The following is a 13,496-nucleotide window of genomic DNA, read 5'->3' on the forward strand; positions in this document are numbered from 1 at the left end:
GCTCATTTCCGTTTTTTTAGTTTGGGCCTGTCGGTAAGTCTCGGCGATTGCCGCCGGCCCGAGCCTTGTCAGGCAAGCAGCGGCGGTCTCGCCCTGAAATCGTGCGCTGCGGATCACCGCGGCGACGTGACCGATGCCGCGCGCGGCGTCATAGCCCGGCCTGTAGCCGGCAGGAAGAGCCTTTGCCGTCGCGTTCACGACAAGTCCGGCTCCATTTTCGCCGCCGACGATTGTGAGCGCCGCCGGGCCGGGATGCGCGCAGCCCTTGGCGCAGCCGGAAACGTGCATGGTGAAGTCGAGGATGTCGGCGTTTTCGGCGGCGATCGTCTCGGCGATGTCACGGGTGGCGATGCGGCCGGAGGCGCAGGCCGGCGTGCCGGGGCAGGCGGCGATGCGCGTGCGCGGGTCGGCGGGGGAGGTGACGAAGCCGAGGCTGGCAGCAGTGGCTTGGAGAGACGGATCGGTGTCCGAGGGTTGGCCGAGGAAGAGCATCGCGCGGCCTGGGGCGAGGCGGATTTCGGTGGTGCCGAGGGTGACGGCGCTTTGGGTGAGAACGATGATTTTGTCGGCAGGCATGCTGCCGTAGGGAAGGGCAATGCCGAGGCTGAAAGTGTCGCCGGCTAATGGGAAACGGCCGATAGGTTTGCGCGAGGGGGAGATGTCCGGCAGGACAGAGGAGGGCGCCTCGCGCAAACTTGGCAAGCATAGCCAATCCGCAAGAGACACCAACTGCCTTTCCGACAAGTCTCTTGCGTGAGCCTCGCGGCCTTTCTCTGCGACCATCCTCAGCACTGCAACGGCAATGTCGCGCGCCGCGTCGTCGCTTACGGTGGCGAGCAGCTTCGCATTCTGCCCATCACCCGCAACAGACACCTGCCACCGAACCTCGGCACCATTCCGCACCGCCTTCAGCCGCGCATCGGCCGTCACCGCATCCAGCGTCAGCTGCCCGCCGCCGTCCACCACGACAGACACTTTCGGTCCCAGCCTTGGCGTCAGCCCAGCATCCTCGATCGCCGCCCTGACCCGCTCAGCCAGCGGTTGCGGATCGGCGATCTCCTGCGGGTCGATCCCCGCCAGCGGCCCCGTCTCGACCGGCACGCCGGTCCGCACCGCAATGCCCAGCGCATCGACTTCCGCTGCCAGCAGCGTTGCGCTGTCCTCCGTCAAGCCACGTATCTGCAAGCTGCCACGCGCTGTCACTTCCATGACGCCGTTGCCATGCCGCAGGGCGGATTCGGCCAGACCGATCAACAGCTTCGGCGACAATCCTTCAGAAGATGGGCCTCCGGCAACCGGGTTGAGCCGCACCAGCAGCCCATCGCCGGTCTGCATCGGCGCCGACAGGGCCGGACAGGCGCCGCGACGTGAGAAGGCGTTCATGCCGCCACTCCCAGCGCTTCGGCCTCGGCAATCAGCGCGGCGAGATCGTCGTCGATGGAATTGCGCAAGGGATGCCAGAGGCCGCGCCGGCGCGCCGAGAGAAAACGCTCGGCAATGACTTTCGCGGCCGCCGGGTTTTCCCGAAGGATAAAGGCGCGGACTTCCGCGTCGCCGACATAGGCATCGTGCACGGCCTCGATCAGCGCGCCTGAAATGGCATGCGTGGTTTCGGCGAAGCCGACCAGCCGGTCGACCGTCTCGGCGAATTCGGAGGCGCCGCGCGGGCCGTGCCGCATCTGGCCTGATATGAAGCGCGCATTGACGGCGCGGGCGCGCACCACGCGAGATACGGCCTCACCGACCGACCGCGGCTTCGGCTTTTGCGGGTCCGTCGTGTCGAGCACGATGACATCGGCATTCCGGCCAAGGGCGGCAAGCGCGGCCGAAAAACCACCGATGAAGGCGACGTCGGCGGAGCCTTCGAGAATGTCGCGGCCGGGGTCGTCGCCGGTGTGGACCAGAAGATCGGCTTCGGCGATGCGGGTTTCAAACGCGCCCGGCGCCGAGATGCCTTCGCCGCCGGCGCCGCCATAGGCATGCGAGGTGGCGTCGAGATAGGCGCGGCCGATCTCTTCGCGCGCTGCCCAGTCGCCGCCGGACAAAAGATCCTCGACGCCGGCGCCATAGGTGCCGGGCGAGGTGCCGAAAATGCGCGGGCTAATCCTGCCGTCCGCTCGGGTCCGGGCCGCGAGCGGGTTTTCCGAATCGTCCTCGTCGCGGGCGGCGACGGCGTTGGCAGCGGCGTCGATCAGCGCGATCTGGGTCGGGAACATGTCACGGAACAGGCCCGATATGCGCCAGGTGACGTCGACGCGCGGGCGGCCGAGCGTGGCCGGCGGCAGCACTTCGATGCCGGTGATGCGGCCGGTGGCGGCATCCCATTGCGGCCGGCAACCCATCAGCGCCAGGCCTTGTGCGATCTCCTCGCCGCCGGTGCGCAGCGAGGCCGAGCCCCAGAGATCGATGACCAGCGAACGCGGCCAGTCGCCATGCGATTGCAGGTAGCCGCGCACCACTTCTTCGGCCGCCGCCTTGCCCAGATCATAGGCGGTCGGCGTCGGCATGGTGCGGGGATCCGACGTGAACAGATTGCGGCCGGTGGGCAGCACGTCGGAGCGGCCACGCGTCGGCGCGCCGGCCGGGCCGGCCTTGACGTGGCGGCCGTCCAGCGCGGCAACCAGCGCTGACCTTTCAGCCTCGGCACTTTGGCGGCGCTTGGCGTCGGCCTCATCGTCGGGCGCGCGGCCGTAGATATGCAACCCGTCCTTGATGGCGAAGTCCTTGAGGTCGCAGAGCCAGGCATCGATGCGGCGCAGCGCCTCGTCGGGTGCGTCGGTCCCGGCGACACCGGCTTCTGCGGCGAGGCCGGTCTTTTGCGCCGTGTCGACGATCAGCTTGGCCAGGCGGTCGCGGCGGCGGCGGTCGAGGCCGTCGGCTTGGGCGTATTCGTCGACCAGGCGTTCGAGCCTGTGCTGATCCTCGTCCAGCCCGGCGCCGGTCAGCGGCGGCGGCAGATGGCCGAGGGTCACGGCGGCAATGCGTCGCTTGGCTTGTGCTGCCTCGCCGGGATTGGAGACGATGAAGGGATAGATCACGGGCAGGGCGCCGGTGACGATCTCGGGGAAGCAGCTTTGCGACAGCGCAACGGTCTTGCCCGGCAGCCATTCCAGCGTGCCATGAGCGCCGACATGAATCAGGGCATGCACACCCAGCGATTCGCGCAGCCACAGGCCGAAGGCGATCAGGGCGTGGCGCGGCGGCAGCGTTGGATCGTGGTAGTCGGCGCGGCGATCGGCGGAGCGGCCGCGGTCTGGAGCGAGGGCGACCGTAATGTTGCCGAAGGCGGCGGCGCGGAAGGGGAAGCTTGCTGAGGTCGTTTGTGAAGGTTGGCGCGAGGCGCCCCCCTCTGTCCTGATGTCCGGCAGGACAGAGGGGGGCGCCTCGCGCAAACCTGTCTTGTCTTCCGCTTTCCCCCACGCCGCCTCAACAGCAGTCATTGCCTCGACAGGCAGGTCTCGTGAAAGGTCGAGATACTCATCCACCCCCAACCCATCATCGCCCCGCTCCAGCAAATCCAGCAGTTCGCGCGGCGATTGCGGGATCCCTTCAACCGCATAGCCCTGTTCCTTCAGGTCATGCAGCATCGCCAGCACGCTCGACGGCACGTCGAGGCCGACAGCATAGCCGGTACGGCCGGGAGCGCTTGGGTAATCCGGGATCAGAATGGCCAGCTTGCGTTCGGCGCGGGGCGTGTCCTGCAACTTGATGAAGGCTGCCACGCGGTCAGCCACCTGCGCGACGCGATCCGGTTCCGGCCGGTTGGCGAAGGCGCGGTGGCCAAGCGCGGGATCGACATCGCTTTCGCCCTTGAAGGAAATCGCGCCGGCGAGGATGCGGCCGTCCAACTCTGGCAGGACGACATGCATTGCGAGGTCGGCGGGCGCCAGGCCGCGCTGGTTGCTTTCCCAGACGTCGCGGCGGGTGGTGGCGACGATGACCTGGAAGACCGGCACGCCGGCGCGGTCGAACAGGGTTTCGACGCCGGGCTCGGCGCCGGAGGCGAAGGCGGTCGCGGTGATGATGGCGGCGGGTCTGAGCGTGGCGAGCGCGGTTTCCGCGAAGGCCAGGGATGTCGGGTCCTTGAGGCTGGAGACGAAGATGGGGACAGGCGTCATGCCGCGCGCGCTCAGCGCTTCAAAAAGCGCGTCGATCGGAGCGACGTCGGCGGCGAGAAGCATCGAGCGGTAGAAGAGAATGGGCACGACCTTTCCCTCGCCCTCGAGGGCGAGGGGGACGACGCCGCGGCCTGGCTCGTAGTAGCCGGCCTTCGGCACCGCCACCGGCTCAACCACAGCCGCGTCCTGTCCAGCCAGCCTGGCCAGCCTCTGCACCAGCGCGCCCATATTGGCCGGGCCGCCCTCGCGGAAATAGCCGAGCAGGTCGTCCAATTCCCGGCGCGGCAGCGTCGAGGCTTCGATCAGCCTGATATCCTCGTCATGGCTTTCGCCCGGCAGCAGCGCCAGCTTGATGCCGCGCTCGCGGGCGGTCGAGGCCAGCTGGTCGCAGCCATAGCGCCACCAGTCGTAGCCGCCGAGGATGCGCACCAGGATGATCTTGGCGTGGCGGGCGACGCTGTCGACCCAGAGGTCGACGGACATCGGGTGGCGCAGGTCGCGCAGGGCGGCCAGCCGCATCGAGGGCAGGCGGGCGGCATCCGCCTTCCAGGCGGCCGCCAGTCCGGCGAGGTCGCTGTCGGTGAAGGACAGGGCCACGATATCCGCCGGCGTCTGCCGCAGATCGACCGGCTCGGCGAGATCGTCGAGCGAGGCGGAGGTCGTGGTGAGGATATGCATCGCGGCCCGTGTCTGAAATCAGCCGGCGAGTATACGCTCGATTGCCGGGCGGTTCAGCCCCTTGAGGCCGATGACGACCAGGCGCGAACGGCGGTCGTCCTCGGCGGTCCAGGCGCGGTCGTAGTAATGATTGACGCGCGGGCCGACCGCCTGCAGCAAGAGCCGCATCGGCTTGCCGCCGACCTCGACGAAGCCTTTCACGCGCAGCACGTTTTCCTGTTCGGCGGCGGCGGCCACGCGCTGTGCCAGTTCGTCCGGATTGGCGATCGAGGGAATGTCGACGATGAAGGTGTCGAAGTCGTCATGCTCGTGGTCGAAGGCGCCGTCATGATGCGACTTGCGGTTCTCGATGTCGTCCTCGACGGCGAGACCAAGTCCGAGCAGCACGGAGGGATCGACCTCGCCATGCGAGGTCGGCACGATCTTCACGGCACGGGCGGAGTGTTCGCCGATGATGGCGTTGGCGCGGGCCGAGCCGGCGGCGTTCATCAGATCGCTTTTCGACAGGATGATCAGGTCGGCGCAGGCGATCTGGTCCTCGAACAGTTCCTCGACCGGGTCGTCATGATCGAGGCTGTCATCTTGCGCACGCTGCGCCTGCAAGGCGTCCATGTCGTTGGCGACACGGCCTTCGGCAAGTGCGGGACCATCGACCACAGCGATCACGCCGTCGACGGTCACGCGGCTCTTCACCGTCGGCCACTGGAACGCCTGGACCAGCGGCTTGGGCAGGGCCAGGCCCGAGGTCTCGATCAGTATGTGGTCGACCTTCGGGTTGAGCGACAGGATCTGGTCGAGCGCCGGCACGAAATCGTCGGCCACGGTGCAGCAGATGCAGCCATTGGCGAGTTCGACGATGTTTTCCTCCGGGCAGGTGTCGATGCCGCAGCCCTTCAAAATCTCGCCGTCGATGCCGATGTCGCCGAACTCGTTGACGATGATCGCAATGCGCTTGCCGCCGGCGTTCTCCAGGAGATGGCGGACCAGCGTCGTCTTGCCGGCGCCGAGGAAGCCGGTGACGACGGTACAGGGGACGCGGGTGACGGAAGCGCTCATGATCAGTCCTTCAACAGGTCGAGGGGAGGAATGCGGGCAACGAGGCCGCGCTTGAGGGAAGCAGGCCGGTCGCGCCATGGAATGAGGCCGTCCGTCGAGGTGGCGAAGAGTTTGGCGCCGGCGACGAGGTCGGCGCCGCTGGTCACGGTCAGGTCGCCGAAGACGTAGCTCCAGCAGCCGTCGCGTAGGATCGCGGCGCTCAGCCGGCGCTTGCAATTGCCGAGACATTCGACCGTGTGGATGCGGATGTTTCCATCAGATGCGGCGCGGCGTGTGTCGTCAGCCAAGAGTTCGCCGGCGCGGGGATGGGCGTCGGAGCCAGTCTCGTCGCGGCACGAGGCGCAGACGATCACCGTGACGCCGGCCAAGGCTTCGCCGTCGGCGGACGAATTGTCCTCTGTGCCAGCCGAAAAACTGCCGTTCTGGTCCAAAAAACCGGGCTCCTTGCCCGGAAACCCGCCGGGCGATCGGATTCTTTTGTCGCAGACGGCAGGTCTCCTGGCTCGCGGGTTATCGCCTTGGGTGCCGCCTTCCCGGGAACATCCCAGTGGCTTTCGGCCTTGGCTCGTCGCTTACAGTTGCGGGGACAGCCGCGGATTTGAGATTTTTCACCTCTCACCGCATTCCCTCTTAGCCCCTGCCGTTGCGGGCAAGGGACCGTCTGGAGCGGATTTAGGCTTTTGCAGGCAGCGGTGTCAACGCACGGCTACGACATGGCGATGTCGGCAAGCGCCAGGCCCAAATCGCCGGCAGGCGTCACTTCCATGCGTTCAAGGCCGAGCCAGCCTTGCATCTGCTTCAGTTCCTCGGAGAGCTGCGCGGCGGTCTCGGGCGGTGCCTTGGGCTCGGCGTAGGCGGCGTGGACGCGCAGGACGCTGGCTGGCCGGTCGGCCTTGAGGTCGACACGCGCGACGATCCTGTCGCCGAGCAGGAAAGGCAGGACGTAGTAGCCGTATTGGCGCTTCTCGGCGGGCGTATAGATCTCGATGCGGTAGTGGAAATCGAACAGCCGCTCCGAGCGCGAGCGCTCGAAGACGACCGGGTCGAACGGCGCCAGCAGGGCGCGGGCCTCGATCTTCCGGGGCAGGCGGGCGTCCTTATGAAGGTAGGCCGGCTTGTCCCAGCCTTCGACGCGCACCGGCAGCAGTTCACCCAACTCGACCAGTTCCTCCAGCCGGCCTTTCATGTCGGCCGGCGACAGCCGAAAATAGTCGCGCAAATCGCCTGATGTCGCCACCCCGTGGGCGCGGGCGGAAATGCGCAGCAATTCGCGGTGCGCGTCCTCGGCGGCCGGCACCGGCAGATCGAGGATCGCCTGCGGCAGCACGCGCTCGGGCAGATCATAGAAGCGCTCGAAGCCGCGGCGGTGCGCCGTGGTGATGCGGCCGGCCCAGAACAGCCATTCGAAGGCGTGCTTGGCATGGCTCCAGCCCCACCAGCCGCCCGAACCTTTCTGGCCTTCCAGCGCCGAAGCCGCGATCGGGCCGCGCGCGACGACCTCGCGGTAGATCTCTTCTATGTACGCGGCATGCTCGCGGCCCCATTTGGCCAGGCCCAGATACATCTCGTCGCCCTGCTCGGCGCGTTGCATGCGCCAGCGCATCAGCGGGTAGGTCTCGACCGGCAGGAACGAGGCCTCATGCGCCCAGTATTCGAAGACCGTGCGCTTGCGCGTCACCGCGGCATTGTCGAGCAGCGCCAGTGGGTAGGGGCCGAGCCGCGAATAGAGCGGCATGTAATGCGCGCGCACCACCGCGCTGACGGAATCGATCTGCAGCAGGCCGGTGCGGGAGAGCACACGGGCAAAGTGGCGGCGATCGGGTGTGCCATTTGGGCGGGGATCGAGAAATCCCTGTGCGGCGAGCGCAATACGCCGGGCGGCGGCAAGCGAGATCTTTTCCTTCATGCAGCTGTCACTCTAAGGGCGTTTCGACCGAGGTCCGACGGGTGATTCCAGCCCATGCTAGCAGGGTTTTTGCGGCAACCCTGTCAGGAGAGAAAAGTGGAGTAAAAGGCGAAGGAAATCAAACAGGAGGGGATCGGACCAGTTTCTCCGGATATGCCGTCCAGGCCGGCGTTTTGAACAAGGTTTGACTTGCTTCGCTGGAAGTGCTGCGCTAACCCTCGCCGCGTTGCAGCATAGGCCCCTTAAAACGGTTCAGCGGTTAATCTGTCACGCTTCCGCATTAAGGTCCGGTGCTGTAATCAAAGTGGATTGGCGCCAACGGAAAGCCGCTGCATGAACGCACTTCTCAGTTCGTACCTGCCCATCGTCCTGTTCATCGGCGTGGCGCTGGTCGTCGGCCTGGCGCTGCTGGCCGCACCGTTCCTGGTGGCCTACCGCAATCCCGATCCCGAAAAGCTTTCCGCCTACGAGTGCGGTTTCAACTCGTTCGACGATGCCCGCATGAAATTCGACATCCGCTTCTACCTGGTGTCGATCCTGTTCATCATCTTCGATCTGGAAGTGGCCTTCCTGTTTCCCTGGGCTGTGTCCTTCTCGAAGATCGGCATGCTCGGTTTCTGGTCGATGATGGTGTTTTTGGCAGTGCTGACCATCGGCTTTGCCTATGAATGGAAAAAAGGAGCGCTGGAATGGGATTGAACGACAGTTCAGGCACCCTTGTCGCGCCGAAGCCGAAGGGCATCATCGATCCCAACACCGGTCGGCCGGTTGGGGAGGACGATCCCTTCTTCCTCGAAATCAACAATGAGCTCGCCGACAAGGGGTTCCTGGTCACCTCGACCGAGGCGCTGATCACCTGGGCGCGCAGCGGCTCGCTGATGTTCATGACCTTCGGTCTGGCATGCTGCGCCGTCGAGATGATCCACACCTCGATGCCGCGCTACGACTCGGAGCGCTTCGGTGTCGCGCCGCGCGCGTCGCCGCGCCAGTCCGACATCATGATCGTCGCCGGCACGCTGACCAACAAGATGGCGCCGGCGCTGCGCAAGGTCTACGACCAGATGCCCGAGCCGCGCTACGTCATCTCGATGGGCTCCTGCGCCAATGGCGGCGGCTACTACCACTATTCCTATTCGGTGGTGCGCGGCTGCGACCGCGTCGTGCCGGTCGACATCTATGTGCCCGGCTGCCCGCCGAGCGCCGAAGCTTTGCTCTACGGCATTCTTCTCCTGCAGAAGAAAATCCGCCGCACCGGCACGATCGAACGGTAAATCCATGGCCGCATCCCTTAGCGAACTGTCGACCTATCTCGGCGAAAGGCTGATTGGTCGCGTCAATGACGCGGTGCTCGCCTATGGCGAGCTGACCATCCATGTCGAGCCGCGCGACCTCATCGAAGTCGTGACCTTCCTGCGCGACGATGCGCGCTGCCAGTTCATCTCGATCATCGATGTCTGCGGCGCCGACTATCCGTCGCGGGCCAAGCGCTTCGACGTCGTCTATCACTTGTTGTCGCCGAAACAGAATGTGCGCATCCGCGTCAAGGTGCAGGCCGACGAGGAGACGATGGTGCCCTCGATCACCGGCGTTTATCCCGGTGCCGACTGGTTCGAGCGCGAGACCTACGACCTCTATGGCGTGCTGTTCTCGGGCCATCCCGACCTGCGTCGCCTTTTGACCGACTACGGTTTCGAAGGCCACCCGCTGCGCAAGGATTTCCCGCTGACCGGTTTTGTCGAAGTGCGTTACGACGACGAAGCCAAGCGCGTCATCTACGAGCCGGTCGAGCTCAAGCAGGAATTCCGCAATTTTGATTTTCTCTCGCCATGGGAAGGGACGGATTACGTCCTGCCGGGCGATGAAAAAGCCAAGACGAATTGAGGCGCCAGAATGGCTGAAACCTCCGTCCGCAATTTCAACATCAACTTCGGCCCGCAACACCCTGCGGCGCATGGCGTTTTGCGCCTTGTGCTGGAGCTCGATGGCGAGGTCGTCGATCGCGTCGATCCGCATATCGGGCTGCTGCACCGCGGCACGGAAAAGCTGATCGAGGCAAAAACCTATCTGCAGGCCATCCCTTATCTCGACCGGCTCGACTATTGCGCGCCGATGAACCAGGAGCACGCCTTCGCGCTGGCCGCCGAGCGCCTGCTCGGCATCGAGGTGCCGAAGCGCGGCCAACTGATCCGCGTGCTCTACTGCGAGATCGGCCGCATCATGTCGCACATCCTCAATGTGACGACCCAGGCGATGGACGTCGGCGCGCTGACCCCGCCGCTATGGGGCTTCGTCGAGCGCGAGAAGCTGATGGTGTTCTATGAGCGCGCCAGCGGTTCGCGCATGCATGCCGCCTATTTCCGCCCCGGCGGTGTCCACCAGGACCTGCCACGCCAGCTGGTCGAGGACATCGGCAAGTGGATCGACCCGTTCCTGAAATCGATCGATGACCTCGACAAACTGCTGACCGGCAACCGCATCTTCAAGCAGCGCAATGTCGATATCGGTACTGTTTCGCTGGCCGATGCCTGGGCCTGGGGTTTTTCGGGCGTCATGGTGCGTGGTTCCGGCGCGGCCTGGGACCTGCGCAAGTCGCAGCCCTACGAATGCTATTCGGAAATGGATTTCGACATTCCGATCGGCAAGAACGGCGACTGCTACGACCGTTACCTCGTGCGCATGGAAGAAATGCGCCAGTCGGCCAGGATCATGCGGCAATGCGTCGATCTCTTGCTCGGCAAGGAAAGCACCGGCCCAGTGTCGAACCTCGACGGCAAGGTCGTGCCGCCCAAGCGTCAGGCGATGAAGCGCTCGATGGAAGCGCTGATCCACCACTTCAAGCTCTACACCGAGGGCTATCGCGTGCCGGCCGGCGAGGTCTATGCGGCCGTCGAGGCGCCGAAGGGCGAGTTCGGCGTCTATCTCGTTTCCGACGGCACCAACAAACCGTACCGTTGCAAGCTGCGCGCGCCCGGTTTCGCGCATCTTCAGGCCATGGATTTCCTCTGCCGCGGCCACATGCTGGCCGACGTCACCGCCGTTCTTGGCTCCCTCGACATCGTGTTTGGTGAGGTCGATCGCTAAATGTCAGTCCGCCGTCTCGCAGAAGCCAGCGTCCAGCCAGCATCCTTCGCCTTCAACCGGGCGAACGCGGCAGCGGCGAAGCAATGGATCAAGAAGTACCCGAAGGGCCGCGAGCAGTCGGCGATCATTCCGCTGCTGATGCTGGCGCAGGAGCAGGAAGGCTGGGTCACCAAGGCGGCGATCGAGACGATTTCAGACATGCTCGGCATGCCCAGGATTCGCGGGCTCGAGGTCGCGACCTTCTACACGCAGTACCAGCTCAATCCCGTTGGCACCCGCGCGCACATCCAGGTCTGCGGCACCACGCCCTGCATGCTGCGCGGCTCGGAAGCGCTGATGGATGTCTGCCGCTCGAAAATCCATCACGACCAGTTCCACACCAATGACAAGGGCACCTTGTCGTGGGAAGAGGTCGAGTGCCTAGGCGCCTGCGTCAACGCGCCGATGGTGATGATCTTCAAGGATACGTTCGAGGACCTGACGCCGGAACGGCTGGCCGAAATCATCGATCTCTATGATGCGGGCAAGGGCGCTTCGGTGGTGCCGGGGCCGCAGAACGGCCGCACCGGCTCGGAGCCGGCCTCCGGCCTGACGACGCTGAAAAGCGAAAAGGCGATCCTCAAGTCGACCCGCGACCGCGAGGCCAGGGAAGCAGCCAAGGCCGCCAAGGCGGCACCCGACGCGATCATCGCCGCGCCCGTCCCGGCGCCCGCTGCCGCTCCGGTCGCGCCGTCCAAAGCCAGCAAGCCGAAGACCGACGCGCTCGAGACCAGCCCGGCGCTGAAGACACCCTCAAAGACCAAGGTGGCACCGGCGGCGGAAAAGGCGGCGAGCGTTTCGGCGCCGCTGCATTCGGCCGCCAATGCCAATAAGGCAGCGCCGGAAGTCGAGAAGGTCTCCAAGCAGCGCAATGGGCCCAGATCCAAGGCCGAACCAGCCGCTGCCTTCAAGGCGCCGGAAGCCAAGGCGCCGGCCGCCAAGCCGGCGAAACCGTCGCTGGAAGACAAGAACCGCCCGGCCGGGATCGACAGGCCGACCGCGGTGGACGATCTCAAGCTGATCTCCGGCGTCGGCCCGAAGATAGAGGGCGTCCTGCATACGCTGGGCATCTTCACGTTCGCGCAGGTCGCTTCCTGGAAGAAGGCCGAGCGCGAGTGGGTGGACGGCTATCTCTCCTTCCAGGGCCGTATCGAGCGCGACGACTGGGTCAAGCAGGCCAAGGCGCTCGCCAAGGGCGGCGTCGCCGAATACATCCGCGTCTTCGGCAAGAAGCCGGTCTGAGGGACGAAAAATGCTTCAGGATAAAGACCGCATCTTCACCAACATCTACGGCCTCTTCGACAAGTCGCTAGCCGGCGCGATGGCGCGCGGCGCCTGGGACAACACGCCCGGCATCGTCGCCAAGGGCCGCGAATGGATCGTCAACGAGATGAAGGCGTCCGGCCTGCGCGGTCGCGGCGGCGCCGGCTTCCCGACGGGCCTCAAATGGTCGTTCATGCCCAAGCAGAGCGATGGCAGGCCAAGCTACCTCGTCATCAACGCCGATGAATCCGAGCCCGGCACCTGCAAGGACCGTGACATCCTGCGCAACGATCCGCACACGCTGGTCGAAGGAGCGCTGCTCGCCGGCTTCGCCATGGGCGCGATCGCCGCCTACATCTATGTGCGCGGCGAGTTCATCAGGGAGCGCGAGGCGCTGCAGCGCGCCATCGACGAGGCCTATGAGGCCAAGCTGATCGGCAAGGGCAACACGTCCGGCTATGATTTCGACGTCTACATGCATCACGGCGCCGGCGCCTATATCTGCGGCGAAGAGACGGCGCTGCTGGAAAGCCTGGAAGGCAAGAAGGGCCAGCCCAGGCTAAAGCCGCCATTCCCGGCCAATGTCGGCCTCTATGGCTGCCCGACCACGGTCAACAATGTCGAATCGATCGCGGTGGCGCCGACCATCTTGCGCCGTGGGGCTGCCTGGTTCTCGTCCTTCGGCCGGCCCAACAATGTCGGCACCAAGCTGTTCTGCGTCTCCGGCCACGTCAACAACCCCTGCACCGTCGAGGAGGCGATGTCGATCCCGTTCCGCGAGCTGATCGAGACGCATTGCGGTGGCATTCGCGGCGGCTGGGACAATCTGCTGGCGGTCATTCCCGGCGGCGCCTCGGTGCCGCTGGTGCCGGCCGAGCAGATCATCGACACGCCGATGGATTTCGACGCGCTGCGCGACCTCAAATCCGGCCTGGGCACGGCCGCCGTCATCGTCATGGACAAGTCGACCGATATCGTGAAGGCGATCGCGCGGCTGTCCTACTTCTACAAGCATGAGAGCTGCGGCCAGTGCACGCCGTGCCGCGAAGGCACCGGCTGGATGTGGCGGGTGATGGAGCGGCTGGTGCGCGGCGAGGCGCAGAAGCGCGAGATCGACATGCTGCTCGACGTCACCAAGCAGGTAGAGGGCCACACGATCTGCGCGCTGGGCGACGCAGCGGCATGGCCGATCCAGGGCCTGATGCGGCACTTCCGCGGCGAGGTGGAGCGGCGCATCGACGAGTTTTCGCGCAACGCGCATCGGGCCGAACCGGTGATGGTGGCGGCGGAATAGACGATTTTTGAATGCTGGAATAACGGGGCGGGGCGAACGAAGAAACGACCGGGAGAACTCT

At 65.5% G+C, this 13,496-nt stretch carries 10 protein-coding genes, 1 pseudogene and 1 riboswitch; of the genes and pseudogenes, 6 read left to right on the plus strand and 5 right to left on the minus strand.

From position 1 onward, the window contains the following. Positions 1 to 6: 6 nt before the first annotated feature. The 5 genes and pseudogenes from cobG to FJV83_RS11715 all read right to left on the minus strand — a co-directional run. Positions 7 to 1,383 (minus strand): annotated as a pseudogene (gene cobG / locus FJV83_RS11695) (precorrin-3B synthase); the annotation flags it as partial. After that, complete coding sequence (gene cobN / locus FJV83_RS11700; protein WP_142885212.1) at positions 1,380 to 4,796, minus strand: cobaltochelatase subunit CobN; 3,417 nt, start codon at positions 4,794 to 4,796, stop codon at positions 1,380 to 1,382. The gene cobN and the pseudogene cobG, both read right to left, overlap by 4 nt. Before the next feature lie 18 nt (positions 4,797 to 4,814). After that, complete coding sequence (cobW, locus tag FJV83_RS11705) at positions 4,815 to 5,852, minus strand: cobalamin biosynthesis protein CobW (protein ID WP_142885214.1); 1,038 nt, start codon at positions 5,850 to 5,852, stop codon at positions 4,815 to 4,817. A 2-nt stretch (positions 5,853 to 5,854) separates the two neighbouring features. Continuing rightward, entirely contained in the window at positions 5,855 to 6,283 is a 429-nt protein-coding gene (locus FJV83_RS11710) for a DUF1636 family protein (RefSeq protein ID WP_095791065.1), read from the minus strand. A 39-nt stretch (positions 6,284 to 6,322) separates the two neighbouring features. Further along, positions 6,323 to 6,529, minus strand: a riboswitch (cobalamin riboswitch). Positions 6,530 to 6,558: 29 nt separating this feature from the next. Continuing rightward, positions 6,559 to 7,758: a winged helix-turn-helix domain-containing protein gene (locus tag FJV83_RS11715; RefSeq protein WP_142885216.1), complete on the minus strand. Its 1,200-nt coding sequence runs from the start codon at positions 7,756 to 7,758 to the stop codon at positions 6,559 to 6,561. A gap of 333 nt (positions 7,759 to 8,091) precedes the next feature. On the opposite strand from FJV83_RS11715, the gene FJV83_RS11720 reads away from it, so the two are divergent. Genes FJV83_RS11720 through nuoF form a run of 6 tightly spaced genes read left to right on the plus strand, consistent with a single transcriptional unit; the run spans position 8,092 to position 13,435 of the window. After that, the gene (locus FJV83_RS11720) at positions 8,092 to 8,457 is read left to right on the plus strand and encodes an NADH-quinone oxidoreductase subunit A (RefSeq protein ID WP_010910112.1); all 366 of its coding nucleotides are present in this window, start codon (positions 8,092 to 8,094) and stop codon (positions 8,455 to 8,457) included. Further along, on the plus strand, positions 8,448 to 9,029 hold the full coding sequence (locus FJV83_RS11725) for an NADH-quinone oxidoreductase subunit B (protein WP_015317338.1): 582 nt from the start codon (positions 8,448 to 8,450) through the stop codon (positions 9,027 to 9,029). The genes FJV83_RS11720 and FJV83_RS11725 overlap by 10 nt, the downstream gene beginning before the upstream one ends. A 4-nt stretch (positions 9,030 to 9,033) precedes the next feature. Beyond that, a complete protein-coding gene (locus FJV83_RS11730; RefSeq protein WP_095773026.1) occupies positions 9,034 to 9,639 on the plus strand; it encodes an NADH-quinone oxidoreductase subunit C in 606 nt (201 codons plus the stop codon). A gap of 9 nt (positions 9,640 to 9,648) precedes the next feature. Beyond that, complete coding sequence (locus tag FJV83_RS11735; RefSeq protein ID WP_095790877.1) at positions 9,649 to 10,839, plus strand: NADH-quinone oxidoreductase subunit D; 1,191 nt, start codon at positions 9,649 to 9,651, stop codon at positions 10,837 to 10,839. Next, complete coding sequence (locus tag FJV83_RS11740) at positions 10,840 to 12,120, plus strand: NADH-quinone oxidoreductase subunit E (RefSeq protein ID WP_142885218.1); 1,281 nt, start codon at positions 10,840 to 10,842, stop codon at positions 12,118 to 12,120. Between the two features lie 10 nt (positions 12,121 to 12,130). Next, positions 12,131 to 13,435 (plus strand): NADH-quinone oxidoreductase subunit NuoF, encoded by a 1,305-nt coding sequence (gene nuoF / locus FJV83_RS11745; RefSeq protein ID WP_095773023.1) that lies wholly within the window; start codon positions 12,131 to 12,133, stop codon positions 13,433 to 13,435. The last annotated feature ends 61 nt before the right edge of the window (positions 13,436 to 13,496 follow it).

The sequence above is a fragment of the Mesorhizobium sp. WSM4307 genome (assembly GCF_007003945.1).
Taxonomy (GTDB): domain Bacteria; phylum Pseudomonadota; class Alphaproteobacteria; order Rhizobiales; family Rhizobiaceae; genus Mesorhizobium.

Coding starts and splice junctions, on each gene's coding strand:
- cobW (WP_142885214.1), bottom strand. CDS start 5,852: ATGAGCGCTTCCGTCACCCGCGTCCCCTGTACCGTCGTCACCGGCTTC.
- FJV83_RS11715 (WP_142885216.1), bottom strand. CDS start 7,758: ATGAAGGAAAAGATCTCGCTTGCCGCCGCCCGGCGTATTGCGCTCGCC.
- FJV83_RS11720 (WP_010910112.1), top strand. CDS start 8,092: ATGAACGCACTTCTCAGTTCGTACCTGCCCATCGTCCTGTTCATCGGC.
- nuoF (WP_095773023.1), top strand. CDS start 12,131: ATGCTTCAGGATAAAGACCGCATCTTCACCAACATCTACGGCCTCTTC.
- FJV83_RS11735 (WP_095790877.1), top strand. CDS start 9,649: ATGGCTGAAACCTCCGTCCGCAATTTCAACATCAACTTCGGCCCGCAA.
- FJV83_RS11740 (WP_142885218.1), top strand. CDS start 10,840: ATGTCAGTCCGCCGTCTCGCAGAAGCCAGCGTCCAGCCAGCATCCTTC.
- FJV83_RS11730 (WP_095773026.1), top strand. CDS start 9,034: ATGGCCGCATCCCTTAGCGAACTGTCGACCTATCTCGGCGAAAGGCTG.
- FJV83_RS11725 (WP_015317338.1), top strand. CDS start 8,448: ATGGGATTGAACGACAGTTCAGGCACCCTTGTCGCGCCGAAGCCGAAG.
- cobN (WP_142885212.1), bottom strand. CDS start 4,796: ATGCATATCCTCACCACGACCTCCGCCTCGCTCGACGATCTCGCCGAG.